Source organism: Paenibacillus sp. PvP094 (assembly GCF_040546835.1).
Taxonomy (GTDB): Bacteria; Bacillota; Bacilli; order Paenibacillales; family Paenibacillaceae; genus Paenibacillus; species Paenibacillus illinoisensis.
In genome coordinates this window covers 3,097,594-3,123,451 of the sequence record NZ_JBEPOM010000001.1, presented here as the reverse complement: position 1 = coordinate 3,123,451, position 25,858 = coordinate 3,097,594, and the positions used below count along the sequence as shown (strand labels likewise).

Sequence of the window (25,858 nt, the reverse complement as noted above, 5' to 3'; positions counted from 1 at the left end):
GCCGCTTGCAGACAGATTTCAAGTGGGAAAAGGAGCATCGATATGAAACAAGTGACCAAAGGCCAATGGAATGGTTACGACACGTATATCCTACATAGCCGTGAATTGGAGATCACCCTGCTGCCGCGTCTAGGAAACAATATCATCTCGATTCGTGATCTGGTGCAGGATCGTGATGTCGTCCGCAGTCCAGAAGAAGATGATTTAGCATTTTATTTGCAGAAACCTTATCACTTCGGTGTTCCGCTTCTGGTTCCGCCAGGACGCATACATCGTGGACGCTTCGAATACGAAGGGGTTCAATACCAGTTCGATCAGAATACGGCAAATGACAACCATATTCACGGTCTCCATCGCACCCAATCCTGGTGTGTCAGCGACATTGAAGAAGATGAAGAAGGCTGTGCCATTACAACCGAATTGCTGACTGCAAATGAAGAGCATTGGATGGAACAATTTCCGGTGCCTCTGAAGCTCGAAATGACGTTCAGGCTGCAAAACTCCGTGCTGAGCCAGCGTCTTCGTGTTACCAACCTGGGTTCGACTCCCGCTCCGTTTGGAATGGGATATCATACATGGTTCCTGCTAGACGGCAAGCCTGCCGATTGGACACTTCAACTACCTGTCTCTGGCGTATATGCTCAGAACGAGGAACAGCTGCCCACGGGTGAGCTTGAGCCTCTTGGAGATTGGGACGCCTTAAATCAAGGTGTTAATATGCAGGGACGCAACTGGGATACGATTCTCAAAGCTACGGAAGGTCAGGCAGCGACTGCCCAGCTCCGTCGTCAGGATGGATATATGCTGAACTACTCAGCAGATGAACAGTATTTTAAACACTGGGTGCTCTTTACCAAGGGTGAATCCGATCAGTTTCTGTGCATTGAGCCCTACACCTGGCTCTCCGATGCCCCGAACCTCCCTCTGACGGATGAACAAACCGGGTTAATTCGTCTGGAACCTGAACAACCCGTTGAACTTCTCACACGGATTGAGGTTATTGCTCCTACCAAGGAATAGTCCCTTTCAATCTTGTACGGTAGTACAACACACCTATAATATTTACCTTATTAACAAAGAGGCCGATCCTGTCTGGATCGGCTTTTTTCATGTGTTTATTTACAATTAAATCCCAATTATTCCCTTACGCCATATCACGTATATTTCCTCATTCTCTAACCATACTAACATCACCAAGCCATAAGGAGGTGACACACATGTACGGAGGTCAAAACAGAGGTAGCGGAAGCCGTTCCAACAATCTGGTTGTTCCTCAAGCAAACGCAGCGCTGCAACAATTGAAAGTAGAAGCTGCGCAAGAGCTGGGTGTAACAATTCCACAAGACGGTTACTACGGTAACTACACTTCCCGTGAGACAGGTTCTCTGGGTGGATACATTACTAAACGTCTGGTACAAATCGCTGAGCAACAATTGTCTGGTCGTTCTTAAGTTCGGACTAATGCTTGGATGATTTAAAGCCAAAAAGCGGCCTTCTCCGGAAGCGCCGCTTTTGTGCATGTATGCACAATTAAGATGTCGACTCCATTCCTGAATCCTTGTATGTATTTGTTCTAGGGTAGCGAATCATAAGGTTAGCCATGTTGTAATTGGATTCCATCGTAGCGTCCACCAAAATCACGCCTTGTCTTACGGTAAAGTCATACGAAATTTCTCCATGTGTCCAGTTCTGCTTAAACTTTAAAGTCTCAAGTGCCATAGCGCGGAATGAGGAGCGCTGACTTCCAGTTAACCCCTGATCCTCTGTTTCCATTTGTCCATTCCGTCCAGAAATCGGATTATGTCGAATACCGAACTTTCCAATTACATTATTGCGTATTTGCACAAAAACTACACCTGAGTCTAACCCTGACAGTTCCTTATCAAGTTCTTTAAACACCAAATCCAACTGTCTTGCTAATGAAAGCTGGTCAATATTTACCATTATTGCTCCTCCTTTATGCACTTCATCCCTCAAAACAAGGACTTACGAACCATTATATGACAACAAATATACTCATTCAACAAAATGAAACAAACTTGGGTATTTATAACTATAAGTTGCACAATTAATTGCCAATCCAATGCTTTAAAACGAGTTAATTCTTGATAATCCGACAAATTATACAAATCAATCCCACGACTAGAATAACCAAAGAGAGCTGCACTACATGCTGGTTAACATGTGGTGCAGCTCTCTTTTTCACATACGAGTATACGAAGCATTACATTCAAAATGCTTGGGTACCACTCCCCGTATTTGTCACTTCGCGGTTGCTGTCATTTCAAGAAATTGCTCAATATCGGCAATCACCAGATTCGCAGCATTTTGCCAGAAGTCAGGCTGTGTCAGATCTGTACCCAGATGTTTCTGTGCAAGCTCTTCCACCGTCATTCGCCCGGTATCCCGCAGCAAATCATCATATTTGTCTGCAAAGGCTGTACCTTCCTGCTGTGCTCTGGCGTAGATGCCCGCACTGAACATGTAGCCAAAGGTGTAAGGGAAGTTGTAGAACGGTACACCTGTCAGATAGAAATGCAGCTTGGATGCCCAGAAGTGAGGATGATCCGATGCAAGAACACCACAGAAGGCTTCCTGCTGAGCCTCCACCATCAACTTGGATAACTCATCTGCATTAACCAAGCCTTTTTTGCGCTGTTCATAGAAGCGATTCTCAAACAGGAAACGGGCATGAATATTCATGAAGAAGGCAACGCTGCGCTGAATCTTATCTTCCAGCAGAGCTAGCTTCTCCTGTTCATCTGTCGCTGACTGCACCAATGCGTCGGCAACAATCAGCTCGGCAAATGTGGAGGCCGTCTCCGCCACGTTCATGGCATAACGTTGATTCATTGCAGGCAGCTCTTCCATAATATGCTGATGGTAACCATGACCCAGTTCATGCGCAAGTGTAGACACGTTGGATGGCGTTCCGGAGAACGTCATGAATATGCGGGTAGCTTTGCTTAGCGGCAAAGAAGTGCAGAATCCGCCTGGACGTTTGCCTGGGCGATCTTCCGCTTCAATCCAGCGTTTCTCAAACGCCATCTCTGCAAATTTCGAGAGCTTAGGGCTGAATTTGGCAAATTGTTCAACGATATTGATTGCCGCCTCATCATAAGTCACTTTGCCACCGGACTTGCCTACAGGTGCATCAATATCACTCCAGCTGAGTTTATCCACACCCAGCAGCTCCGCCTTACGTTCCAGATACTTCACGAGTGCCGGTTTGGCTCCGTTGATAACGTCCCACATCGTATCGAGCGTTTGGCGAGACATCCGGTTGATAGCTAGTGGTTCTTTGAGAATATCGTCCCAGCCGCGGTTCTCATACAACTTGAGACGGAATCCGGCTAGATGGTTTAATGTATCGGCACAGAAGTCTTCTACATCCGTCCAAGCCTTCTCCCAGCTCGCAAATACCGTTTCACGCACGTTGCGATCACTGTCACTCAGCTTGTTGGCAGCCTGTCCGGCGGATAGCATGATCGTTTCACCGTTTTGTTCAAACGGAATGTTTACTTTACTTACGATCGTATTATAGAACTTGCCCCAACCATGATAGCCATCCACGCCCAGATCCAGCGCAAGGCCTTCAAGTTCAGGAGACATCTTCTCACGAGCCTGTGTCCGGCTCTCATTCATTACAAAAGCCAAAGGCTTGATATCTTCGCGAGCAACCCATTTCTCCCATATGTCATCTGCTGTCTGACTAAGAAGGTTATCAAAACGGGACTTGCTGCTGTTCAGCATGGCCCCGAGAGTACTAACGGAGCCTTGCAGCTGCGTAGCCTTCTTATCCTGCTGATTTTGCGATGAAAGGCAAGACACAAATGCAGAACCTTCCGAAATACGAATGTAACAGCTCTGCAGTAATTCCAGAATGGCGTCGAATGCATAAGTTTCTTCAAGTGTCTTTGGTGCAGCGGTTTCAATCAACAGGGTTTGAAGTTTGCGTACATCCTGTTCTAGCAGGGTCAAGTACGCAGCGAACGATTCGGAGGAAGAACCTCCACTAAAAATGGACTCCAGATCCCATACAGGTTTTAATGGTGTTTTCATTTAATAAGGCACCTCTCTTTTTGGAATTCAAGGATTTGAGCTAAAATACTTCAATTAAAAACTGGTTTTATGAGTGCTCTATCTCTATACTAGAGAAATAGTTTAAGCCACTTTTTCAGGAGGTAAGTGATGAAACCCTTACAAATATCGGCTGACACAGCCGTCAAATTAGCAGAATCCCTTGGCGTACCGCTTGAGCACCTGATGCACATGCCCCAGCACATCCTGTTGCAGAAGATTGCCGAATTGGCCAAAGAAGAAGCATCCAAACCAGCCCCTTCAGAAGGCGAGCAGGAATGATCCCTTTTGAAAACAGCTGGCCTTATGATATTGTCATGGGGGACATCTATGTACAGCAATGCCCGTTTTGCCAAGCAAGCAATGTGCTGCTGCCCCTCAAACCGAGAGAGCTTGTACGCATTCGTGAAGGCAAAAAGAAATTGCTGGTCTTTCCTTGTTGTAATGGCAGCATGACCGTTATTGATAACGACAGTGATTATCTGCTCTCCAGTAAACCTGTCCGCAAATAATCAAAGTTCAATTAGATGGGGCTGCGCTTAGCAGCCTCTTTATCTGCTTCAATCATTTCTTCAGGCAGTTCCATCTTGCCGGATATCATTTGTTCCCTCAGCAGGGCCCACTGCTCTCTGGATGCCCGAATCATGGCCGCATCCGTGATCCGTTTATCGTGAATGACACGCCCGAACCATTTGACGGCCTCGTGGAAGTGGCCTGCTCTACGATTCAGCTCACCAAGCAGGTACAGCAGTCTTGCTTCATTACTGCCCGCGCCTTCCCGCTCGAACACTCTAACATAAGCTTCCAGACTAAACTCCAGAAAGCGCCGTTCCTGCTCATGATCTTCCCGGTAACGATACAACCAGGCGATATGGTGCAACAGTCCTGCTACAATGCGATCCTTCTCCTGGATCACCTGAGCACAGAATAGACCGAGCTTGTATGTGGCCAGTGCCTGATCTAGTGTCCGTGCTCCGCTGTAATCCCGCTTCTCCCAACGATTACCGATCTGTTCCTTGAACGCAAGTCGCTGCTTGTCAGTCAGTTTATCTGTCGAGTTCTCTGTCGATGCAAACCCGCATTCAGGGCAGATCCGCACAACATAGAAATCCGGATTCTCCAGCTTATAGTAGGCACAAAAATCGGAATCTGTCCGATAGGGCCGCTTCAAGCTCGGTCTGACTCTGGAGGTTTCAAACTCGGTTTCACAATAATGACATGTGACCTTCACCTTATATAGAGGTTCTAATTCCACTTGTTTCCATCCCTCTCCCGTTTTACCTGTATTCGGAGTTACGGCGTATTCACAAAATGATGTGCCGGCCCCGACAAACGCTGCAGGACAAAAGAATGCAGCGGCTCTTCCACACCGATCTGTGTCAACGCTTGATCCATGCATGCCAGCCAAGCGTGTGCCCGTTCAACGGTCACCTCAAAATGCATATGGCGGGCACGCATCATCGGATGACCATACGCTTCAGAGAACAACGCAGGTCCACCGAAAAACTGAGACAAAAACATGTATTGCTTGTCCATAACCGGCTGTATATCTTCCGGAAATAGAGGAGCCAGTTGTTCGTTTTGCTGGACTATAGGGTAAAAGGCTTCAACTAATGCCCGAACACCCTGCTCTCCGCCCAGATTTTCATAAATACTCAGATTGGGATTCATTCATCTAACCCTCACTAGTCGTGTCGAATTTTGGCATATCTTACACATCAATGCTTAAATGTGAAAACAAAATCGAGATCAGGTTGCCATCACCTTTATCTTCATTCTATCAAAAAAATCCCAAAAGTCCTATCTAACATCAGCAAGTCAAGATGTCTTCGTACCTTTTCCTCTAGAACCTCTTCACTTCGGAAGACACAAAAAAAGCACCAATCGCAAGATTGGCGCACCATATATTCCATTAATAACTTCGCCAGTCCTCTTCTTCAGAGCGTACAAGCGAGGCACGTATCACATAGACAAAAGCACAGACCAGGATTCCGGTGACAAGACTCATAATCATCACTCCATCCGATTTGAATTTCACCCTATTGGACAAATAGGTGACGTTCAGGCGTTTTTTATCATTTTAGCATACATCGTTTAAAAATACAGCCATTTTTGCAAGCGCTTTCCGGATATTAATTTGTACTGTTTGTCCGCCTTGGTTCATATATTGATGGCACAAGCGACACTCACTTCAACAGGCTTAACGACCATTATCATATAAAGGAGAGGTATGCATGGCAGCTTCATACAAACTTACCCATGTTCTGATTACACTCGCTCTCCTCGTTCTCTGTTTTCTTATGGTCCTGTTCCCTGCAGAGACCTGGCATGCAAGTGTAAGAGGGCTCTCCATCTGGTGGGATGTGTTATTCCCATCCCTTTTTCCCTTTCTGGTTCTTTCTGAGCTGCTGCTCGGTTTCGGCATTGTCCATTTTCTCGGGACCCTGTTAAATCCACTCATGCGCCCCCTGTTTCGTGTTCCAGGGAGCGGAGGTTTTGTATTCGCGGTCAGCTGCGCTTCCGGCTATCCGACAGGAGCGAAATTAACCGCTCAATTATGGGATCAAAAGCTGGTCACGCGGGAAGAGGGTGAGCGGCTCGTGGCCTTCACTACTTCATCCGATCCCATCTTCATGATCGGTGCGGTATCCGTCGGTTTTTTTCACAATGTAGCCGTTGCTCCGGTTCTGGTCGCTTCTCACTATGCCGCTGCCTTTATCGTTGGTCTGCTCATGCGATTCCATGGACGGGCAGCTAGCTCATCTTCTCCATCCCCTACTTCTTCAACCTCAACCGTGAAGCAAAAGGGCAGCAGACTCATACAGGCTATCCATGCCATGCATGAGGCACGAATGGCAGATGGGCGTGCATTTGGAGAACTACTGCGCCAGGCTGTCTCCTCATCCCTTCGCCTTATTATTATCGTAGGTGGGCTTGTTGTATTCTTCTCTGTCATGATGGAGTTACTTGTACAGACCGGATCACTTGGCGTGCTGTATCAAATGACAGAGCAGCTGCTCACCTTTATGAACTTGCCGCCTGCCTTATCGCAGAGTCTTGTTGGTGGTTTGTTTGAAGTGACTCTTGGAGCCAAGGAAGCGGGAGGAGCAGGTACAGCCGTCCCTCTTGTTTATAAGGCAGCCGCTGCTGCATTTGTGTTGTCCTGGGGAGGATTGTCGGTACATGCCCAGATCATGAGCATACTCAGCAACACACCGATGCGATATGGGCCGTTTCTGTTTGCGAGAGCCATACATGCTCTAATCGCACCTGTCCTTGTTTTATTACTTTGGATACCTTTAATGGGTCAAGCCGCATGGCCCGCCATAAGTGAGACCAGCTCTTCACCTGTAGCTACAGCAGCAATATACTCACCAGATGCGGGACAAATTATATGGTTCGGATTCGTGATCCTTGGTGGCGTGCTGCTTTTGCTGCTGTTCTTTTCTCTGCTTCGTATCCTGCTCTTCCCAAGACGGTTCCAAAAATAAGCCCTGCTTGCGCACCTATATTTCGAATGAATATCAGTCCAAGCGTTGTGTTCTGCTCTGGAATTGATTATCATCGGTAATATAATGACCACAAAGGAGCTTTCATCTTGAGATACTATGTTCAAGACCGCGGAGACCAGTTATCGATTGATCTGAGTCAGCAGTTTCATGCGCTGGCAAAAGAAGAAGGGTTCAAGCTGGATGCAGAATCGCCGGAGATTGTTATCTCCATCGGAGGCGATGGTACAATGCTGCAGGCATTTCACAATTTCATCGACCGGATCCCGGACATTGCTTTTGTTGGGGTTCATACAGGCCATCTCGGTTTTTATGCCGACTGGAAGAAGGACGAATTACAGGAATTGGTACGATTGATGAGCGGAAAAGGGGATCCCGATCGACTCAAACCCCGAATTGTAGAATACCCACTGCTGGAGCTTGAAATTCGTAAAAAATCGGGTAACACCTCCTATATTGCCTTAAATGAATTTACGTTAAAAGGTGTGGACGGTACGGTCGTAGCCCAAGTCGACATTAATGACGTGACGTTTGAGATGTTCCGGGGTGACGGGATCTGCGTATCCACGCCTTCAGGCAGTACCGCCTATAATAAGGCCCTGGGTGGTGCCATGGTACATCCGACCATTGAGGCAATTCAGATCGCTGAAATTGCTTCAATCAATAACCGTGTCTATCGGACGCTGGGTTCACCTGTTATTTTGCCCAAGCACCATCACTGTGACATTTTCTCGCGTAAGGACCAAAGGCTGCTGCTGACAATCGATCATGTAAATGTAATGGTGGAGGATCTGATCTCCGTACGTTGTCAGGTGGCAAGCCACAAGGTAAGCTTTGCCCGATATCGCCCCTATCCGTTTTGGAACCGGGTTCGCACTGCCTTTTTGGACTAGCCTGGTTCGGAAACAACCTGATTGTTGTTCACCAAAGAATACTCCCGGATATAATAACATGCACAAAAAAAGCGGCCCTTCTCAGGAGCCGCTTTTTGCTTTGGCTTGAGGCTGTTCTTTGCTCTTCTGAAGAACAAAGTAAGCACAGCCAAAGTTACAGTATTCATTGATATAATCCACCATGCTGGAGATGGTGGAATCTTTCGTGGCTTTGGGATGATTATCACGATAAAAGCCCTTGAGCCGCAGCTGACTATAGCCCCAGTCTCCGATAATGTAATCGTAACGCTCCAGCACTTCACTGTACCGGTCGCGGAAAACTTCCGGGTTCCAGCCTTCTTTATGGTTCTGCACAATCTCATAATTTTTACCGTTCACCTGAACGATGATTTTTTCCTGTACTTTTTCTTCTGGTTTATCCTGAGGCTGATCCTGGAACGTGTCCTGAACCTGCTCAGTGCTTTTTTCTTCTTCCAATCCAGTGTCCTCCATTATGCGTGTGTTGCCGCCTGTTCCGCATGTTTTGCAGCAGATTTAACCTGTTCATGTGCATGGTAGGAACTGCGTACCATCGGTCCGGATTCCACGTGGCTGAATCCACGTTTCAGTCCTTCCTGCTTCAATGCTGCGAACTCTTCTGGCGGATAATATTTCTCAACAAACAGATGCTTCTCGGATGGCTGCAGGTACTGACCAATCGTCATGATATCACAATCCACAGCACGCAGATCATCCATGGTTTGCAAAATTTCCTGGTATTCCTCACCTACACCCAGCATAATGCTGGATTTGGTCGGAATGTTAGGCTGCATTTCTTTGGCACGAGCAAGCAATTCAAGTGAACGCTTGTATTTGGCCTTGGCTCTGACTTTGTCCGATAACCGCTCTACCGTCTCAATGTTGTGATTGAGAATGTCAGGTTTGGCATCCATGACAATTTTCAGGGAATCCCGATCACCCAGGAAGTCCGGAATCAACACTTCTACACTACATAAAGGCAAGCGGCGTCGAACTGCCTTTACCGTCTCGGCAAAAATGGTCGCTCCGCCATCCTTCAAATCATCACGAGCGACGCTTGTAATAACACAGTGCTGCAGGTTCATTTGCTCCGCAGCTTCTGCGACGCGTTCTGGCTCCTGCATATCAAGTTCCGTCGGCAAGCCGGTATTTACCGCGCAAAAGCGGCATGCCCGTGTGCAAATGTCGCCCAAAATCATAAAAGTAGCTGTTCGATTGGCCCAGCATTCATAAATATTCGGGCATCGTGCTTCCTCACATACTGTATGCAGCGTTTTCGAACGCATCATCGTTTTCATTTCCTGATAGTTATCGCCGGTTGTCAATTTAATCCGAATCCAGTCCGGTTTCGGTTCCTTAACACGTTTAGCCAATGCGTAAACCCTCTTTCTAATGAAGTTAGGCTGTTGCTCGGAACATATTATACCATGAAAGCGTTGGAAAAACCCCCATTTGTCACATCTTGTGCAATCCACCCTTACACGGATAAAATAAGGACTTTTGAAGAACGCTAGGTTATAGCTTGGTTCACCGGGCACGCCTGTGCATCATCTCAATGGAAAGGGGGCTGCTTCCCTGTGCAAAATCGCAACAAAATGCACCTCACTCACTCTTTTTGGATTAAAACCCTACTCGCAGGCACATTGCTTCTCCCATTCTTGCCTGTTGATGTTTATGGTGAATCCTCTGCTGCGCCATCCAAAACCGAACTTTCCGAAATGAAACCAGCGGAGATTTTAAAAGCACGCCGAAGTTTATATGAGAGCATTGAACAAATAACCGGCATCCCCTGGTTCAGACTCGCAGCCATCGACCAATATGAACGAACTCTGACACGTGCTCATCCCAAAGACCGCAAGCACCCGGAGCGACTGACTGGGATTTTCATGACATCTCCCGCCTGGAGAGGCTGGCTTAACCCGGATGAGACGGATCAACAGCCGGGCTCCATCGTTTTTTTTAATGGATACGGCCGTGATGGATCGGGAGATGGACTAGCGGATGCTAACAACGACTTGGATGTGCTGTACAGTATGGCGAACGTTATCCAGGGATTCGGGGCCCGTCAGGAGGACTTCAGCATTGCCCTGTGGGAGTATTATCATAATACCCGGGCTGTTCAGCGCATTCAGCAGTTTGCGAAATTATATGAGCATTTTGACAGCATCGATTTGTTTACCCATGCGTTTCCTGTTCCGCTCGGCACAAATTATTCCTATCGCAGCACATGGGGGACCAAACGCAGCTGGGGTGGTTATCGTATCCATGAGGGAACAGACATTTTCGCTCCCCACGGACTTCCCGTGCGCAGCACCTGTTACGGTGTCGTGGAGATTAAGGGCTGGAATCCCTTTGGTGGCTGGCGGATTGGGATCCGTGATTTGAACAACCACTATCACTATTACGCCCATCTATCCGGTTTTGATAAGAATGCCCATATTGGCGAGGTCGTTACCCCCGGTCAAGTCGTGGGCTGGGTAGGCAGCTCCGGCTATGGCAAACCAGGTACCCAGGGGAAATTCCCTCCCCATTTGCATTACGGCATCTACCGGGATACCGGACTGACGGAATGGTCGTTTGACCCTTATCCGCTTTTGAAGCATTGGGAACGGGAAGAACGTGAGCAGAAGAAGGCCAAGGCGAAAAGCAAATAAAGAAACGGGACCTCTTAGGAGAGGATCCCGTTTTTTTGTTGGTTGAACCTCTTTAGTTTAATTCAATTCAAATCAATTCAATGATTCACGTCTGTATCAAGCGGCAGTCCACCATTTTCTTCTGTAAGATCAGGCTCAAGCTCCAGCTCATCTCCCTGCATATGACCGCCTGGTGTCTGCTGCTGATTCTGACCGGAAGGGTTCGGTGTCACCCCAGTACCGCCGGAAACGCCAGGCTGGCCTGATGGTAGTGCGATAGATGGTGCACTGCTGCCGTTACTGCCTACCGGCTTGCCCTGATTATCGTAGTAATACATGGGCACATCCCCGACCACGAGAAGGTAGGATATCGGTATTTCGGTATCTACCGTCTCTGGCTCCATATCAAAGGGAACCACCACGGCCACTTCGGCAATGATATGAATGTACACCTCTACCAGGATCATGTTGATTCCGGCATTCTGCTGCCTGGTGTTCAGATCAACCTTCACAGCCCCCTGTGGCTCGATACGAACGGGAATATTCGGGCCAAAGGATGCCAGAACCGGGCTCCCCAGAGCCTGACCAAGGGGGATTTTTTCTTTTAACATATGCACATTTTGTAACGTAGACTGCACAATATTCATCGTACTTGCGGTAATGCGCATATGCTCATCATAGTTCAGCATGAAACCGGACACTTTACCGGCAGTATCGGTTTTCCAGTCAATCAGCCCTTCGGTCGATTTGCCTTCCGCCACCTGGGCCGTTATGGCCTTGTTGATCGCTTCCGTAGCAATCTGCTTCACCCGTATTTTGGCCAAATGCATAATTGGAGGCTTCATTTTTTTATCCACATACGCAAAGCCCTGCATCAGGCAAAATACCGCTACCAGTAAAATAATCAGCCACATCTTGCGTTTGCCGCTTGGCGGCTTCCGTCGTCTTCGGCTCCGCCATCTTTTTCTCATCATCGGGTGTCCCCCTCTCCCTGCGGGATGAGCTCTAGGGTTATAATGTTATCCTTATGCACCGTTGTCCCGAAAAAGAAGGACAGCACCCATGTGACGGCGACAACATCCGTTTATTAAATTGGCGGTTCGCTCAGAGTGGGGTAGCTATTCTTTTTCTACATAATAAAAAAAGCCCTCACCTGCAGATTGCTCTGCAAGGTGAAGGCTTCGATTCATATATACCATATGCTTTATAACAAAGTATCAGTCTTTCGCAACATTATTTAGGAACAGTCTCCCAGTCCTTCAGGAAGCGCTCGATGCCACTGTCTGTCAGCGGATGTTTCCACAATGTCGGCAGGAGCGATCCAGGAATCGTCGCAATGTGCGCACCGGAAAGGGCGGCATCTTCAACATGTTTGATATTGCGGATGCTTGCTGCAATGATCTCGGACGGCATATCGTACGTATCCAGGATAAGACGCAGGTCACGAATCAGCTTCATGCCATCCACCGCAATATCATCCAGACGGCCAACGAACGGGCTGATGTAAGTCGCTCCTGCTTTTGCCGCCATCAGGCCTTGTGCTGCCGAGAAGATCAGCGTTACATTGGTTTTAATTCCTTTTTGCGTAAGCTCATGACAAGCATACAGCCCATCTTCGGTCATCGGTAGTTTAATGACTACATTCGGTGCCCATTCAGCAATTTCATAAGCTTCCTTCAACATATCTTCGGCTTTGAGACCGATGACTTCAGCACTGACTGGGCCTTTGACAACGCCACAGATCTCCTGAATCACTTCTTTAAATACTCGGCCTTCTTTGGCAATCAAAGACGGGTTGGTCGTGACTCCATCCACCAGACCAAGACGTTCAATCCGTTTGATTTCCTCAACATTCCCTGTATCCAAGAAAAATTTCATGATATGTTCCCTCCACTTGATGAATTTATAAACACGATGATATTCATTACCCGAATAACCTTATATGTTAACAGTTATATATTAACTTAATTTTTTTCTACAGCGTGGCCGCCAAATTCGTTACGCAGTGCTGCTACCACTTTACCTGTGAATGTATCTGTCTCCAGGGAACGATAACGCATCAGCAAGGACAATGCGATAACTGGTGTAGCGGTTTGCAGGTCAAATGCTGTTTCCACAGTCCAGCGTCCTTCACCGGAAGAGTGCATTACACCTTTGATTTCATCGAGATTCGCATCTTTGGAGAATGCACGCTCAGTCAGCTCCATCAGCCAAGAACGAATAACGGAACCGTTGTTCCATACGCGAGCCACTTTTTCGAAGTCGAAGTCGAAGTCGCTTTTCTCAAGTACGTCAAAACCTTCACCGATGGATGCCATCATACCGTACTCAATACCGTTGTGCACCATTTTGAGGAAGTGACCGCTACCTGCTTTACCTGCATACAGATAACCGTTCTCTACTGCAGTGTCTTTGAATGCCGGCTCAACGATTGCCCAAGCTTCAGGGTCTCCACCGATCATGTAACAAGCACCGTTACGTGCGCCTTCCATACCACCGGAAGTACCTGCATCCATGTAGTGGATACCGGATGGTTTCAATTCCTCGTAACGACGGATCGACTCTTTGTAGTGGGAGTTACCTGCTTCGATAATGATGTCGCCTTTGGAGAGCAGCGGGCTTACTTCAGCCAGTACAGCATCAACCACATTGTGAGGAACCATGATCCACAGTACACGTGGAGATTCCAGTGACTCAACCATTTCTTTATAAGAAGAAACGCCTTGTGCGCCGTATTCTTTCATTTCATTAACAGCTTCAGCGTTCAAGTCAAAAGCAACCACTTCATGTTTGTGGTCAATCAGGTTTCTGCCCAGGTTCAATCCCATTTTGCCCAATCCAATAAGTCCAAGTTTCATGATAAATCCTCCTGTTATGAACAATTATTAATGCATTTCTGCATGGTGCATCCAACATGCTTAAGTTTAGCGGTAACCGTTCCGGTTACGGATCGTTCTTCCGATCGCTGTTGTATCCAAATTTCTCGATTCATTATATATAGTTGAAATTTGGATACAAAGGCGAAGTATTTGCTTCCGGAGTAGCTTTCTTTCAGAAAGCTTTTAGCTTCGCTTCTCCAGAATCGATTCCGTCCCCTGCACTACACCGCTTAAAACTAACCATGTTCAGCAACATCTATATCAAAAATTTTTACGGCCTTCCGGCCATTTGCCGGAAGGACTTATGCAAAATTGGAACGGTAAAATCAGTTACTCTGAAGTGTGCTTACCACCAACGGTAGCCATTTTCTGCAATCAAACGATCTGCGGACTCAGGTCCTTGCGATCCTGCGCTGTACGTATCCAGCGGTACACTGCCATCTTGGAAGGCTTCCAGAATCGGCTGTACCCACTGCCATGCCAGCTCCACTTCGTTCCAGTGAGCGAAGAAAGTGGAATCTCCGCGCATAGCGTCAAAGATCAGGTTTTCGTAAGCTTCCGGAATATTGCGTTTGCCTGAAGCAAATGTCATGTTGATTGGCTCCACTTCGCCATGGTTCAATGGGTTCTTCGCATTCAATTGAAGCGAGATGCTTTCCCCTGGACCAATTTCGATCGTCAGCAGGTTAGGCTCGGTCGTATTTTCGGATTCATGACCTGTTTTAAGCGGCGCCTTAAACTCAACTACGATGCGTGTGGATTTCTCAGCCAGGCGTTTACCTGTACGAATGTAGAAAGGAACCTCGCTCCAGAATGGATCATCGATCCACAATCTCGCCGCAACATACGTATCGTTCTGGGAACCAGCCGGGATACCAGGCTCGTCCAGATAACCGACAACGGATTTCCCTTGCAGCTCGCCTGCGCCGTATTGAGCACGAATCACTTCAGAAGCGATGTTTTCTTTGGTCAGTGGTCGAAGTGCTTCAGCAATCTTTTGCTTTTTAAACTGAATTTCTTGCGGTGTGCAGCGTTTTGGCAAATGCAGGGCAATCATCATCAGCAATTGAAGCATATGGTTCTGGAACATGTCGCGAACGGCACCACTTTGGTCGTAATACGCAGCACGTTCTTCAACACCAACTGTTTCACTAGCCGTGATTTGTACATTGGCAATGTAACGGTTGGACCACAATGCCTGAATGACCGGGTTCGCATACGTCAGGGTTTCAATATTTTGAACCATCGGTTTGCCCAGGAAATGGTCAATGCGATAAATTTCTTCCTCTGCAAAGGTATTGCTGAGTTTCTCATTCAGTTCACGTGCAGATTGCAGATCGTGTCCGAATGGTTTTTCAATAATCAGCTTCTTCCAGCCTTTGGTGTTACCCAGGCCGCTTTCCTGAATATTCAGTGCGATTGGCTCAAAGAATTCTGGTGCAACCGACATGTAGAACATGCGATTTTGCGGAATGCTCAGTTCCTGTTCACGCTGCTCGACGATTTTCAGCAATTTCGTGTAATCCTCAAGCTTCGTATTGTTCAGGGAACAATAACGGAAAGCTCCAATGAAATCACGCACCTGGGATTCTTCTTCAGGCGTTTGCCGTGAGAATTCATGCAGTGACTTTTCGACATTCGCCTGGAAGTCAGCATCCGACAATTCACGCCGTCCAAGACCGATAACGGAGAAGGATTTTGGCATTTTTTGATCAATGTACAAGTTATATAATGCAGGGTAAATCTTGCGTTTGGCTAAATCGCCTGTTGCCCCGAACAGGACAAATGTCATTGCGTCCATTGGAGTGCCTCCTGTGATCTGTGCAGTATAGTATATGATGGTGCAAAATGTTCAAATCCAAGCATGACAAAAGACGGAATAAGTGGGTGCGTGACCCGCCTTGCCTCCGTTTATATACCATACCCGAATTTAACCATGGAACATTCCTTCTCTCCACAACCTTAAACCAAGGTTATAAATTGTAACCATTTGAATTAACGTTACCCATATTACACCTGTCGTCACAATTCGTCAACAATCATGTCTAACGTGTGAACACCAGTGTTTACAGGGTTTTTATTTATTGTTAACGCTTTATGTGGTAAGATTATAAACAATTGGTATGTGATATTTTATACATAATGCTTGTAGACAACCAGGTTACAATAAGTATACTAGTGCTATAATAAGCATAACTAATTCAAAGGAGTACAATTATGAGCGATGATGAGAATGCCAAGCAAATATGCGAAAAGGTGGAACAGTCTTATCAGATCATTGGCCGGAAGTGGGTTGCCCTCATTATTCATGCGTTGATGGAAGAGCCCAAACGATTCAGTGAAATTCACGCTTATATCCCTGACTTGAGCAAACGCGTACTGAATGAACGAATGAAAGAACTGGAGGAAGAAGGTCTGGTCGTGCGCCATGTGGTTACAGAGCGACCAGTTCGGACAGAATATATGTTGTCCCGCAAAGGGACGGAGCTGGGAAGGGCATTAAGTGCCGTGGAGCGATGGGCGGATAAGTGGCTGTAAAGCTATTACCAATTTGTTTCAACCACTCGATAACGTTCCCTTTTGAGTCCGCAAATAGCATTTCTCTTGTTTAAGTGAAAAGTGGCAGGTAATCGGAGTGTTTTGGATTAATTCTCTACAAAATTGCAGCAGATGTTGTAATAAAATTACATGATATGACATGTTATTTAGTTTATCCCCCAAATTGAGGATCGGATAGTTCCAGGGAATCTAGGTGTTCAAATTATCGTCCATTTTCATTATGATAGGTTTAATAACATATATGCGTGAGATTCTGGTTTAGCAAAAAAAAGATGCCGCCTCATTTTTTTATCATGAGACATTGGCATCTTTTTGCTATACATTCCTATATTCATTTTGACTCCAAATGGGTTCCCAGCGTAATGCTCAGATCCTCGAAGTTCTCTACTGCCGTCTTCTTTTCGTAAAAGTGCACCGCATGCTGCATTATACCCTCACGTGTGTAGAACGCATCGCCTGATTCCAGAGGAAAGGTAACTTTCTCCCCCGTACTCGCGGACTTATATATACCTACAATCAGTTCAAGTGTATTCCGCCCACTCTGTCCATCCACCAGAAGCGGTGATCCGATCTCGATGGCGTTTAGCACATTCTCGACCTGACCTGCGTGACCGACGTGAATGACATCTTGCAATGCGTCAGCCTTCTGCTGTATCTGCTGTTCCAGCTCCGGATTTGGCTCCGGAAATCCATTACTACGTGCCGTTGAGGCAACCACTTTCCACGGTGCAGATACCCGGGCCTCTTTTCCCTGAAAAATTAACTGCTGCTCCTCTCCGTGATGTACGACGGAACTCGTGATCATGCCAAGTGCTCCTTCACGGAATCGAAGCATTGCCATCGACACATCTTCCACTTCCGCATTATCATGCGAGGTGTTGGCCATCATGGCCTGCAGTTCCACGGGTGGTCCCATCATCCAGAGCATGGCATCAATATGATGTACAGCATGATTAAGCGTACAGCCTCCGCCTTCTTTTTCCCACGTCCCACGCCACCATAGATCATAATAGTTATGACCCCGCCACCAGAATGAATCCACCTGAACATGTACAATCGGACCCATGAGCTTACTGTCCAGTACACCCTTAAGCTTCATCATCGGTGTAGTGAACCGATTCTGTGCCACGACCGACAGAAGTTTGCCGCTCTGTTCGGCTGCTTTCAGCATCTGGTCCGCTTCTTCCAGGGAAGAAGCCATCGGTTTTTCCACCAGCACATGGGTACCCGCATACAAAAAGTCACACGCAATGGGAGCATGTGTATACGGCGGAGTACAGATAGAGACCACATCAATATTTTGGCTTAGCAATTCTTTATAATCCGTTACTGCCTGTGCATTTTTCAGTCCATGTTCGTTAATTCGTTTCTGTGCTTTTTCAGGGTACATATCAACCACAGCAACAATCTGACATCGATCGGGAAAGGCCAAATAGGCTGAGATATGTGCTCCACTAATTGCACCAGCTCCAATAATCGCTACTTTTAACATCTGAACATACCTCCTTTGTTCCTTTCACAATACACAATTATTAAGCGCTTTTATGCGTGTATCTTGTGTTAAAATAAAAGGATCTTGTGCTCATGTAAGGGAGGAATAGGCATTGTCCATGTTAGACAAGGAGCAATTCGATCTGGCTTGCCGACGTACATCCACCACGACTTTTCGTGAAATATTTCATGCCCATTCCCAAATGGAAGTGACCTACATTCATGATGGATATGGTCAGTTAATTACGGAAGGCCAAGCTTTTCCTCTTAAACCGGGTACACTGATCATTTTCCGTCCTTTTCAGCTGCATCAGGTTCAGATTCAGGTTACGGATGATCATCCTTTTGTCCGTAGTGTACTTATGTTTGATCTGGATTTGCTGAAGGAAACCTGGCGGTATTTTACGGCTACTCATCAATTTGTACAGGAGTTTCTGGGACAACCTTCACCTATTGCACCTTTCATTCTTCCTTCTTCATCCATTCTGGTGCAGTTTATGGAACAGTTCGCGCAGATTCATCTCAACGGACTTCATGGAGAAGGAGAAGAGGAGGCTACCCGGCTCTTTTTACTGAACCTGCTCGTACAGATTCAATACATATGGGAAGAAGACAAGCATGCCCTCTCCCAATCCGTGCGTCCAACCTTCAACAGTCTCCTTCATCCTCACGCTGAAGCCATCATGAAGTGGATTGAGGAACATTACCATGAACCCTTTCAACTCAAAGATCTCGCTGCAGAACTGCACATGTCTCTTTATCATCTGTCTCATGTATTCAAAAAGGCCACAGGAACGACCATTGTCGCCTATACTCAAGCTACCCGTATTCGTCATGCTTGTGTATTGCTTGCCCGCAATTCATACAGCGTCCCTGAAATAGGTCATCGTGTAGGCATGTCCACGCCTTCCTACTTCTGTAAAGTATTCCGTTCTGTTACCGGTACAACTCCGCATCAATATCGGCTGAACGTACAAGGGAGGGCATGAATTCATAATCCGTACACCCAAAAAAGCGAAGGAACATGCCCTCCGCCTTCACTCATTCATTTTCGGAACGATTGTATCCAAATCATATTTGAATGTCAGATTGAAGTTACAAGCAGTGTTCAGATTCTTCCCACTATTCTGGATTCCCTGATTTCAAGTCATAGCTTCTCCAGATAGCTGTAGAGTTTCTCTCTGATCCAGTCATTTTTCTGATTGGTCGATAACCTTTCTATTCCAAAAGAAAAAAGCTCATCCCTATCTCTCACAAAAGTAGGAATAAGCTTAATTTGTTTTTCTTGAATCCTTGTTCTATATCGTACTTCCTATTTACCTATCTATAAACTAAACCATCCGCTGTCTCATCGCTTCGAACATCAAAATCGTCGCTGCCATTGCGGCATTTAACGATTCAGCTTGTCCCTGCATCGGTATCGTAATCGCGTCATCCACAAGCCTTGCCGTAGACTCGGATATCCCCTTGCCTTCATTGCCGATCACAAGCCAAACGGATTGAGTAAAATCATAGCTATAACATGAATACTCTGCCTGCAAAGAAGTACTTACGAGCTTCACGCCCGCTGCTTTCGCTTCTGGAAGCATAGACTCCAGCTGCCCTTCCACAATGGGCAAATGAAACAAGGATCCCATCGTTGAACGAATCGTTTTTGGATTATACACATCGGCAGAGCCTGCACCCAGCACCACACCGGCTGCTCCGGCTGCATCAGCACTGCGGATGATCGTCCCCACATTACCTGGGTCCTGCACCCCATCCAGCACCACAACAAGCCGACGCTCCCCAGAGAGCAGGCTTTCCAGCGGCTCACGACCTTTACGAACAATGGCAAAAACAGGCTGAGGTGTCATCGTATCCGTGCATTTGGCAATCACAGCCGGCGATACGCTGATCCATTCTATACGTTGAAGGGGTCCTTCGAGGCCAGCCAGTTCTGTAGGTACTCCTTGCTCACCATCGTAAACGATGCATTCCAGATCAGCTTGCGCACGCAGCGCCTCCTGTACCAGGTGAATGCCTTCAATGATATATTTATGCTGACGGGTACGGTGCTTCTTCTCCAGCAGCTGTGCCCATTCCTTCACACGTGTATTTTGCGGTGATACTATATCCATCTTTCCATCCTTCCCGTCTGCCGTTCAATTTACTCCGGGTGACTCCGAGAGATCACTTCGGATAGGCGAGCTCCATTTTCGTCAAATGGTCTTTGTGGCCCACTATGATCAATACATCCCCAGCTTCAATCCGATCCTCGGCATACGGAGAGATATTCATGGAATTCCCACTGCGAATCGCCATTACGTTACAACCGAAGCGTGCACGAATGTTGAGCTCCAACAGGTTTTTGCCGATCATCTGCTCGGAGGCTCTCATCTCCAATATGCTGTAATCTTCAGACAGCTCAATGTAATCCAGTATGTTCGGAGAGGTCAAATGATGGGCTACACGCAGCCCCATATCCCGCTCAGGGTAAATGACCTTGTCCGCTCCAATCTTTTGCAGCACTTTACCATGCAGCTCATTCTGTGCCTTGACGATCAGAACCGGTACACCCATATCTTTCAAAATCAGGGTCGTCAAAATGCTCGCCTGAATATCTTCACCGATTGCCACAACGACAACGTCGAAATTTCGTATGCCCAGCGCTCGCAGCGCTTCTTCATCTGTTGAATCTGCCGATACAGCATGAGTCACCACATTGGACATTTCCTGGGTCCGCTGCTCGTCCGCATCAATTGCCAGTACGTCGAATCCCATACCACTCAGCGCATTGGCCACACTTGATCCGAACCGCCCCATGCCAATTACGGCATACTGTTTCTTAGCCATTAGGGTCTTACCTCCCGCTGCACTTCAGCTCTTGCGCATCCTTTCAGATGTCAATGCTTACTTAAATATCCTTCGTAGTATACCACAAAGCCGGATAAACTTGAATGCGCTCACGCTTCCCAGGGAACAGTATAGGAGCAGCCGAATATACGAGGAGGGAATTGCGATGCCAATTACATTAAGCCTGCGTGAAGCGATTGTTCATAAAGTTCATGACAAGAGTGATGATCAGCTCCGGGAGATGATTGAAGGTTCTGTCGATGGACCGGAAGCCGCATTGCCCGGACTTGGCGCCATTTTTGAAATGATCTGGAAGAACACTGATTCTGCGAAGCAGGATGAGTTGATTCAAGTCGCGCAGGAGCATCTGCACACCATCCCCGTTCAACCGCTTCGCTAATCGAGGTATTTGAAAGGGATCGGTAACCGTCATCACGTTTGTTCTGCCTGCAAAAGAAAGCTTTCCCTTATCCGGCTGGATCATACCTGCCATCGAAGTAAGGTGCAAAGCAACAGATCCCCCCGCCAGAAGGCGGAGGGATCTTTATTATATCTGTATTTCTGCCATTATAATAATGGCTTCATTTTAAGCTAAACTTATGGAGCTGTCTCAAGGAATTGAGCAGTCGGGTTTTTGTCTATTGCTGTTCTCATCGCATACTCATTCTCAAACAGGACAACGTAATTCCCTTTTTTATCCTTCACCAGGGTAGAGTTAATCCGGAATTTGCTCGGATCTAGATTCTCGTCCACGATCCAGCGAGCAAACTGATAAGGCATACGCTGCAACTGTACATCTACCCCATACTCGCCTTTCATCCGGTATTCGAATACCTCGAACTGGAGCTGACCTACAACACCAAGCAGTGTTTCATCGAAACTCACGGTGTTAAACACCTGGATTGTTCCTTCTTCCGTTAACTGGTCGATACCCTTTTGGTACTGTTTATGTTTCAGTGCATTTTTGACGGTTACTTTGGCAAAAATCTCTGGCGAGAAGGTTGGCATTTCATCAAATACAACCTCACTTCCCTGACTAAGCGAATCGCCAATCCGGAAAATACCCGGGTCAAATAATCCGATGATATCGCCAGCATATGCCTCTTCTACGATATCCCGGTCCTGAGCCAGGAATTGCTGTGGCTGGGACAGCTTAATCTCTTTCCCCACACGGTTATGCTTAACACTCATCCCCCGTTGGAATTTACCAGACACGATCCGCAGAAACGCGATACGGTCACGGTGTGCCGGGTTCATGTTTGCCTGGATTTTAAATACATATCCGCTGAATTTCTCATTCGTCGGCTCGATCTCACCCGCGGTACTGTGACGGGGCTCAGGCTTAGGAGCCAGCTGCAAGAAGTTCTCCAGGAATGTCTGCACACCAAAGTTGTTGATGGCACTGCCGAAGAATACTGGTGTCAGCTCTCCACGTTGTACCTTCTCCATGTCGAACTGATCTCCCGCTACATCCAGAAGTTCCAGATCCTGACACAGCTGGTCATGAAGATATTCTCCCGCCATCTCGCGGATAATTGGATCTTCGTAGCCGTCTACTTTTTGCACTTTAATCGTGGAGTGATCGTCCCCTTGGAACAATTCCACCTGATTTTTCATCCGGTCATATACACCGCACAGATCGCGGCCTGTACCGATCGGCCAGTTCATCGGTACGGAGCGAATACCCAGTACGTTTTCGAGCTCTTCCATCAGATCAAACGGGCTTTGTCCTTCACGGTCCAATTTGTTGATGAACGTAAAGATTGGAATGCCGCGCTTCGCACAAACCTGGAACAGCTTAATGGTTTGTGCCTCGACGCCTTTGGCCACGTCGATCAACATCACCGCGCTGTCGGCAGCCGTCAGTGTACGATAGGTATCTTCACTGAAGTCCTGGTGACCCGGAGTATCCAGAATGTTTACACGATGACCCAGGTAATCGAACTGCATGACGGAAGACGTAACCGAGATCCCCCGCTGTTTCTCAATTTCCATCCAGTCACTTGTAGCGTGCTTGCTTGCTTTCCGCGCTTTGACCGTACCGGCGAGGCGAATCGCGCCCCCGAACAGCAACAGCTTCTCGGTCAATGTGGTTTTACCCGCATCCGGGTGAGAGATAATGGCAAACGTCCGGCGTTTGTCCACTTCCTGTTGAAGAATGTTATCTGCTTTGCTCATAGGTTCTATCCCTTTCATCCGTTCATTCAACGTTAATTACCGGCCTGGCCGGTCTAATCTCAATCTTTTATGCAATCCGGCGATACCGGTTGATTGTTTTCTTCGATTCTTGCACATTAGGTTTAATTTTACACATTTACAACGGAGTTCATCCTCCCTATTCCTGTGCTGCTATAACAAACCGTTAACCTGCTTCTTACCCAACTCTCCTATTGTACCATAATCTTTACCGAAAATAACCGATTACCTGCAAAGGATTCTTCACTTTTCCAATCGCAAAAAAAGAGCACCTTTCAGCCAATAGATTGGCATCCAGGTACTCCTAATTCACGTTCCTAGCTTACTTAGAAAATCAATGCATCAAGTGCGTATTGTCCTCCACCGGTCAGAGCCAACGCCACACCGATCACCAGGATCGCGAGATTATACTCAAATCCGTTTTGTGTAGACCAGTATCCATTCGCACCATGAACTTTCACAATTGCAATCACCATGGTCAGTGCAATCAGAATGCCACCAACTGGAGTCAGCAGACCCAGAGCCAACAGCAAGCCGCCACCGAATTCCGCCAAACCTGCCAGCAGTGCTACGAGTGCACCAGGCTTCATCCCCATGGACTCAAACCATCCACCTGTACCCTTGATCCCATAACCCCCGAACCAACCAAACAATTTCTGTGCACCATGAGCCATAAACGACAAACCGATTACCAAACGAATCAACAAAAGTCCTACATCCAACATGTTTTTTCCTCCATTCAAATAGTTACAAATTGGTATTCTTAGATTAAAGATATTATGCGAAAATTTTACTTCATGAATGTGATCGTAACCCCTTCACCTGGTTCAAATTTCATCTCATGAATAATCTATAGGTTCGAAGAGCTCCTTAGAACTCCTTCGTCCGTTTTTCTTTTTGCGTAATTTCTTTAACTCTTGAGTTGAGTATAAGTTATTCACTTACTTTTTGTCAACAACTTATTTTTATTTATTTATTTCCTTATTATTCTTTTCTCTCTCCTACGCAAAAAAAGCCCGGAAGAACGCGCACTCACGTCCTATCCAAGGCTTCTTTACACCTGATTTACTGGATTAGTTGTTCACTTGCCAAATAACACTGTCTTCGTCCTGCCCATTCACCGGCCACCAGTGGAAACCATCCTGCTCCAGCAGCTTCCCTGTCGCTTCCGGTCCCCATGTTCCTGCAGGATACGTATGCAGTTCTCCATGATTTCCAGCCCATGCGGAAGCAATACGGTCGACAAAAGACCATGCCGTCGCCACTTCATCCCAGCGGGTGAAGTACGTGGAATCCCCTTCTGCTGCATCATGCAGCAGACGCTCGTATGCTTCCGGCGAGTTGATTCCGATCATGCAGCTCTGACAGAAGTCCATTGCGAGCGGCTGAATTTCGGAGTCCGAGCCCGGTTTCTTGGCATTAATTTTAATGTAGATGCCTTCCATCGGATTCACCCGAATGACGAGCAGATTCGGTTCCAGTTTATATTTTTTGCCCAGATATACATTGTTCGGCATGGATTTGAATTCAACCACAATCTCGGTTGTTTTCACCGGCAGACGTTTGCCTGTCCGAATGTAAAAGGGTACGCCCGCCCAGCGGAAGTTATCCACGAATACACGTGCAGCAAAATAAGTCTCGGTATTTGACTCCGGATTAACCTTGTCCTCCTGACGATATCCCGGAAGCTGTTTTCCACGGTACTCCCCTTCCGTATACTGTCCACGGACAACGTTCTTGCTCACTTCTTCATCGGATGTAAATGGTCGCAAGGAACGCAGCACCTTAACCTTCTCATCCCGGATATCCTCGGGAAATAGACGGCTTGGCGGCTCCATGGCAATCATCGTCAGCATCTGAAGCATATGATTCTGCCCCATATCCCGCAGGGCACCGGAATGATCGTAGTAACCCCCACGTTCCTCCACACCAACGGTCTCACCAAGCGTGATTTGAACATTCGCAATATGTTTGTTATTCCAGAGTGGCTCAAAAAATGCATTACCAAAGCGAATCACTTCAATATTCTGCACCATTTCCTTGCCCAGATAATGGTCAATCCGATAGATTTCCTCTTCACGGAACACCTCACGGATCTGCTCATTCAACTGCTCTGCAGACTGCAGATCATACCCGAACGGCTTCTCAATGACAAGCCGGTTCCAGCCTCGGCTCTCCAGCATTCCGCCATCACGTAAACTATAGGAGACACTGCCAAACAGCTCTGGAGCCAGTGCCAGATAAAACAGCCGGTTGCCTGGCGTGTTAAACTTCGCTTCCAGGCCTTCTGTTTGATCCCGTAACTCTCTGAAGCCATCCACGTTATTAATATCAAGAGATTTATACTCAAAATGTTCGACAAACGCATTCCACTCATCAGGGTCACCTGCCGGATAGCGGCAGAACTCCTTAATGGATTCATGAATGTCTTCCCGGAATTGTTCTGGTGTCCTCGGACGTCTGGCTACACCAATAACCGCAAAGTCTTCGGCTAGCTTGCCTTCGCGGTAAAGACTATAGATTGCCGGAAACAGCTTCCGGCGGGCCAAATCACCCGTTGCTCCAAAAATGAAAAATACTGCGCCTGGCGTCTGCACTTCATCTCGCATTTGTTTTTCGACCATGGGCTCCTCTTCCTTCCGGGAAGACTCTTTCTCTGCTCTTCCCGAGCTATGTAATGGTGTTATATATGCACAACATACAACCGACAATTACCAGTAGCTTCCTCTTGGATGTGATGCCATTTTAGCATATTGCCTGAAGGG

At 47.1% G+C, this 25,858-nt stretch carries 25 protein-coding genes and 1 pseudogene; 10 read left to right on the top strand and 16 right to left on the bottom strand.

Features of this window, described 5'->3' with window-relative positions:
- Positions 1-42: 42 nt before the first annotated feature.
- Together ABIC22_RS14455 and ABIC22_RS14450 are read left to right on the top strand one after the other, a co-directional pair.
- Complete coding sequence (locus tag ABIC22_RS14455) at positions 43-1,020, top strand: aldose 1-epimerase (protein ID WP_127538894.1); 978 nt, start codon at positions 43-45, stop codon at positions 1,018-1,020.
- Positions 1,021-1,217: 197 nt separating this feature from the next.
- The gene (locus ABIC22_RS14450) at positions 1,218-1,451 is read left to right on the top strand and encodes an alpha/beta-type small acid-soluble spore protein (protein WP_127538893.1); all 234 of its coding nucleotides are present in this window, start codon (positions 1,218-1,220) and stop codon (positions 1,449-1,451) included.
- 79 nt (positions 1,452-1,530) lie between these two features.
- On the opposite strand, the gene ABIC22_RS14445 is transcribed toward ABIC22_RS14450, so the two are convergent.
- Positions 1,531-1,944, bottom strand: coding sequence for an O-methyltransferase (locus ABIC22_RS14445; RefSeq protein WP_095361230.1), 414 nt, complete (start codon positions 1,942-1,944; stop codon positions 1,531-1,533).
- A 318-nt stretch (positions 1,945-2,262) separates the two neighbouring features.
- On the bottom strand, positions 2,263-4,062 hold the full coding sequence (locus tag ABIC22_RS14440; RefSeq protein ID WP_354481632.1) for a M3 family oligoendopeptidase: 1,800 nt from the start codon (positions 4,060-4,062) through the stop codon (positions 2,263-2,265).
- Positions 4,063-4,191: 129 nt separating this feature from the next.
- On the opposite strand from ABIC22_RS14440, the gene ABIC22_RS14435 reads away from it, so the two are divergent.
- Both ABIC22_RS14435 and ABIC22_RS14430 read left to right on the top strand, forming a co-directional pair.
- Positions 4,192-4,362 (top strand): YycC family protein, encoded by a 171-nt coding sequence (locus ABIC22_RS14435; protein ID WP_095361228.1) that lies wholly within the window; start codon positions 4,192-4,194, stop codon positions 4,360-4,362.
- Positions 4,359-4,592, top strand: coding sequence for a hypothetical protein (locus ABIC22_RS14430; RefSeq protein ID WP_095292183.1), 234 nt, complete (start codon positions 4,359-4,361; stop codon positions 4,590-4,592). The genes ABIC22_RS14435 and ABIC22_RS14430 overlap by 4 nt, the downstream gene beginning before the upstream one ends.
- A gap of 11 nt (positions 4,593-4,603) precedes the next feature.
- Here ABIC22_RS14430 and ABIC22_RS14425 read toward each other — a convergent pair whose 3' ends face one another.
- Complete coding sequence (locus ABIC22_RS14425) at positions 4,604-5,335, bottom strand: DUF2225 domain-containing protein (protein WP_127538891.1); 732 nt, start codon at positions 5,333-5,335, stop codon at positions 4,604-4,606.
- 38 nt (positions 5,336-5,373) lie between these two features.
- A complete protein-coding gene (locus ABIC22_RS14420) occupies positions 5,374-5,751 on the bottom strand; it encodes a globin domain-containing protein (protein WP_095361226.1) in 378 nt (125 codons plus the stop codon).
- A gap of 563 nt (positions 5,752-6,314) precedes the next feature.
- Between ABIC22_RS14420 and ylbJ the strand changes: the two genes are divergently transcribed.
- Positions 6,315-7,571 carry a sporulation integral membrane protein YlbJ gene (ylbJ, locus tag ABIC22_RS14415; RefSeq protein WP_354481626.1) on the top strand — a complete coding sequence of 419 codons (1,257 nt, stop codon included), beginning with the start codon at positions 6,315-6,317 and terminating at the stop codon, positions 7,569-7,571.
- Positions 7,572-7,678: 107 nt separating this feature from the next.
- On the top strand, positions 7,679-8,482 hold the full coding sequence (locus ABIC22_RS14410) for an NAD kinase (protein WP_354481623.1): 804 nt from the start codon (positions 7,679-7,681) through the stop codon (positions 8,480-8,482).
- Positions 8,483-8,563: 81 nt separating this feature from the next.
- Here ABIC22_RS14410 and ABIC22_RS14405 read toward each other — a convergent pair whose 3' ends face one another.
- The gene (locus ABIC22_RS14405) at positions 8,564-8,959 is read right to left on the bottom strand and encodes a YutD family protein (protein ID WP_354481620.1); all 396 of its coding nucleotides are present in this window, start codon (positions 8,957-8,959) and stop codon (positions 8,564-8,566) included.
- A gap of 14 nt (positions 8,960-8,973) precedes the next feature.
- Positions 8,974-9,873 (bottom strand): lipoyl synthase, encoded by a 900-nt coding sequence (lipA, locus tag ABIC22_RS14400; protein WP_354481617.1) that lies wholly within the window; start codon positions 9,871-9,873, stop codon positions 8,974-8,976.
- A gap of 222 nt (positions 9,874-10,095) precedes the next feature.
- Here lipA and ABIC22_RS14395 point away from each other — a divergent pair, with 222 nt between their 5' ends.
- On the top strand, positions 10,096-11,154 hold the full coding sequence (locus ABIC22_RS14395) for a M23 family metallopeptidase (protein ID WP_483312591.1): 1,059 nt from the start codon (positions 10,096-10,098) through the stop codon (positions 11,152-11,154).
- A 77-nt stretch (positions 11,155-11,231) separates the two neighbouring features.
- Here the strand turns inward: ABIC22_RS14395 and yunB are convergent, their stop codons facing one another.
- The 4 genes from yunB to zwf (ABIC22_RS14375) all read right to left on the bottom strand — a co-directional run bounded on the left by yunB (position 11,232) and on the right by zwf (ABIC22_RS14375) (position 15,813).
- The gene (gene yunB / locus ABIC22_RS14390; protein WP_174818713.1) at positions 11,232-12,107 is read right to left on the bottom strand and encodes a sporulation protein YunB; all 876 of its coding nucleotides are present in this window, start codon (positions 12,105-12,107) and stop codon (positions 11,232-11,234) included.
- Positions 12,108-12,366: 259 nt separating this feature from the next.
- The gene (fsa, locus tag ABIC22_RS14385) at positions 12,367-13,011 is read right to left on the bottom strand and encodes a fructose-6-phosphate aldolase (protein ID WP_095361223.1); all 645 of its coding nucleotides are present in this window, start codon (positions 13,009-13,011) and stop codon (positions 12,367-12,369) included.
- 86 nt (positions 13,012-13,097) lie between these two features.
- Positions 13,098-13,991, bottom strand: a complete 894-nt coding sequence (gnd, locus tag ABIC22_RS14380; protein ID WP_127538889.1) for a phosphogluconate dehydrogenase (NAD(+)-dependent, decarboxylating) — start codon at positions 13,989-13,991, stop codon at positions 13,098-13,100.
- A gap of 367 nt (positions 13,992-14,358) precedes the next feature.
- The gene (gene zwf, locus ABIC22_RS14375; RefSeq protein ID WP_154896432.1) at positions 14,359-15,813 is read right to left on the bottom strand and encodes a glucose-6-phosphate dehydrogenase; all 1,455 of its coding nucleotides are present in this window, start codon (positions 15,811-15,813) and stop codon (positions 14,359-14,361) included.
- 416 nt (positions 15,814-16,229) lie between these two features.
- Here zwf (ABIC22_RS14375) and ABIC22_RS14370 point away from each other — a divergent pair, with 416 nt between their 5' ends.
- The gene (locus ABIC22_RS14370; protein ID WP_095292196.1) at positions 16,230-16,550 is read left to right on the top strand and encodes a winged helix-turn-helix transcriptional regulator; all 321 of its coding nucleotides are present in this window, start codon (positions 16,230-16,232) and stop codon (positions 16,548-16,550) included.
- Between the two features lie 352 nt (positions 16,551-16,902).
- Here the strand turns inward: ABIC22_RS14370 and ABIC22_RS14365 are convergent, their stop codons facing one another.
- Positions 16,903-18,063, bottom strand: coding sequence for a Gfo/Idh/MocA family protein (locus tag ABIC22_RS14365; RefSeq protein ID WP_354481608.1), 1,161 nt, complete (start codon positions 18,061-18,063; stop codon positions 16,903-16,905).
- Positions 18,064-18,181: 118 nt separating this feature from the next.
- On the opposite strand from ABIC22_RS14365, the gene ABIC22_RS14360 reads away from it, so the two are divergent.
- On the top strand, positions 18,182-19,051 hold the full coding sequence (locus ABIC22_RS14360; protein WP_354485968.1) for a helix-turn-helix domain-containing protein: 870 nt from the start codon (positions 18,182-18,184) through the stop codon (positions 19,049-19,051).
- Between the two features lie 342 nt (positions 19,052-19,393).
- Here ABIC22_RS14360 and ABIC22_RS14355 read toward each other — a convergent pair whose 3' ends face one another.
- Together ABIC22_RS14355 and ABIC22_RS14350 are read right to left on the bottom strand one after the other, a co-directional pair.
- Positions 19,394-20,182, bottom strand: a complete 789-nt coding sequence (locus ABIC22_RS14355; protein WP_354481605.1) for a TrmH family RNA methyltransferase — start codon at positions 20,180-20,182, stop codon at positions 19,394-19,396.
- A gap of 52 nt (positions 20,183-20,234) precedes the next feature.
- Positions 20,235-20,900 (bottom strand): annotated as a pseudogene (locus ABIC22_RS14350) (potassium channel family protein); the annotation flags it as partial.
- A gap of 163 nt (positions 20,901-21,063) precedes the next feature.
- On the opposite strand from ABIC22_RS14350, the gene sspI reads away from it, so the two are divergent.
- A complete protein-coding gene (gene sspI / locus ABIC22_RS14345) occupies positions 21,064-21,297 on the top strand; it encodes a small acid-soluble spore protein SspI (RefSeq protein WP_095292206.1) in 234 nt (77 codons plus the stop codon).
- Between the two features lie 197 nt (positions 21,298-21,494).
- Here sspI and ABIC22_RS14340 read toward each other — a convergent pair whose 3' ends face one another.
- The 3 genes from ABIC22_RS14340 to zwf (ABIC22_RS14330) form a co-directional block, all read right to left on the bottom strand.
- Positions 21,495-23,075, bottom strand: coding sequence for a peptide chain release factor 3 (locus ABIC22_RS14340; RefSeq protein ID WP_354481600.1), 1,581 nt, complete (start codon positions 23,073-23,075; stop codon positions 21,495-21,497).
- Between the two features lie 344 nt (positions 23,076-23,419).
- Positions 23,420-23,818, bottom strand: a complete 399-nt coding sequence (locus ABIC22_RS14335; RefSeq protein WP_024634146.1) for a DoxX family protein — start codon at positions 23,816-23,818, stop codon at positions 23,420-23,422.
- A gap of 348 nt (positions 23,819-24,166) precedes the next feature.
- A complete protein-coding gene (gene zwf / locus ABIC22_RS14330; RefSeq protein WP_354481597.1) occupies positions 24,167-25,717 on the bottom strand; it encodes a glucose-6-phosphate dehydrogenase in 1,551 nt (516 codons plus the stop codon).
- Positions 25,718-25,858 lie beyond the last annotated feature (141 nt).

Coding starts and splice junctions, on each gene's coding strand:
- ABIC22_RS14455 (WP_127538894.1), top strand. CDS start 43: ATGAAACAAGTGACCAAAGGCCAATGGAATGGTTACGACACGTATATC.
- ABIC22_RS14450 (WP_127538893.1), top strand. CDS start 1,218: ATGTACGGAGGTCAAAACAGAGGTAGCGGAAGCCGTTCCAACAATCTG.
- ABIC22_RS14445 (WP_095361230.1), bottom strand. CDS start 1,944: ATGGTAAATATTGACCAGCTTTCATTAGCAAGACAGTTGGATTTGGTG.
- ABIC22_RS14440 (WP_354481632.1), bottom strand. CDS start 4,062: ATGAAAACACCATTAAAACCTGTATGGGATCTGGAGTCCATTTTTAGT.
- ABIC22_RS14435 (WP_095361228.1), top strand. CDS start 4,192: ATGAAACCCTTACAAATATCGGCTGACACAGCCGTCAAATTAGCAGAA.
- ABIC22_RS14430 (WP_095292183.1), top strand. CDS start 4,359: ATGATCCCTTTTGAAAACAGCTGGCCTTATGATATTGTCATGGGGGAC.
- ABIC22_RS14420 (WP_095361226.1), bottom strand. CDS start 5,751: ATGAATCCCAATCTGAGTATTTATGAAAATCTGGGCGGAGAGCAGGGT.
- ylbJ (WP_354481626.1), top strand. CDS start 6,315: ATGGCAGCTTCATACAAACTTACCCATGTTCTGATTACACTCGCTCTC.
- ABIC22_RS14395 (WP_483312591.1), top strand. CDS start 10,096: ATGCACCTCACTCACTCTTTTTGGATTAAAACCCTACTCGCAGGCACA.
- yunB (WP_174818713.1), bottom strand. CDS start 12,107: ATGATGAGAAAAAGATGGCGGAGCCGAAGACGACGGAAGCCGCCAAGC.
- fsa (WP_095361223.1), bottom strand. CDS start 13,011: ATGAAATTTTTCTTGGATACAGGGAATGTTGAGGAAATCAAACGGATT.
- gnd (WP_127538889.1), bottom strand. CDS start 13,991: ATGAAACTTGGACTTATTGGATTGGGCAAAATGGGATTGAACCTGGGC.
- zwf (WP_154896432.1), bottom strand. CDS start 15,813: ATGGACGCAATGACATTTGTCCTGTTCGGGGCAACAGGCGATTTAGCC.
- ABIC22_RS14370 (WP_095292196.1), top strand. CDS start 16,230: ATGAGCGATGATGAGAATGCCAAGCAAATATGCGAAAAGGTGGAACAG.
- ABIC22_RS14365 (WP_354481608.1), bottom strand. CDS start 18,063: ATGTTAAAAGTAGCGATTATTGGAGCTGGTGCAATTAGTGGAGCACAT.
- ABIC22_RS14360 (WP_354485968.1), top strand. CDS start 18,182: ATGTTAGACAAGGAGCAATTCGATCTGGCTTGCCGACGTACATCCACC.
- ABIC22_RS14355 (WP_354481605.1), bottom strand. CDS start 20,182: ATGGATATAGTATCACCGCAAAATACACGTGTGAAGGAATGGGCACAG.
- sspI (WP_095292206.1), top strand. CDS start 21,064: ATGCCAATTACATTAAGCCTGCGTGAAGCGATTGTTCATAAAGTTCAT.
- ABIC22_RS14340 (WP_354481600.1), bottom strand. CDS start 23,075: ATGAGCAAAGCAGATAACATTCTTCAACAGGAAGTGGACAAACGCCGG.
- ABIC22_RS14335 (WP_024634146.1), bottom strand. CDS start 23,818: ATGTTGGATGTAGGACTTTTGTTGATTCGTTTGGTAATCGGTTTGTCG.
- zwf (WP_354481597.1), bottom strand. CDS start 25,717: ATGGTCGAAAAACAAATGCGAGATGAAGTGCAGACGCCAGGCGCAGTA.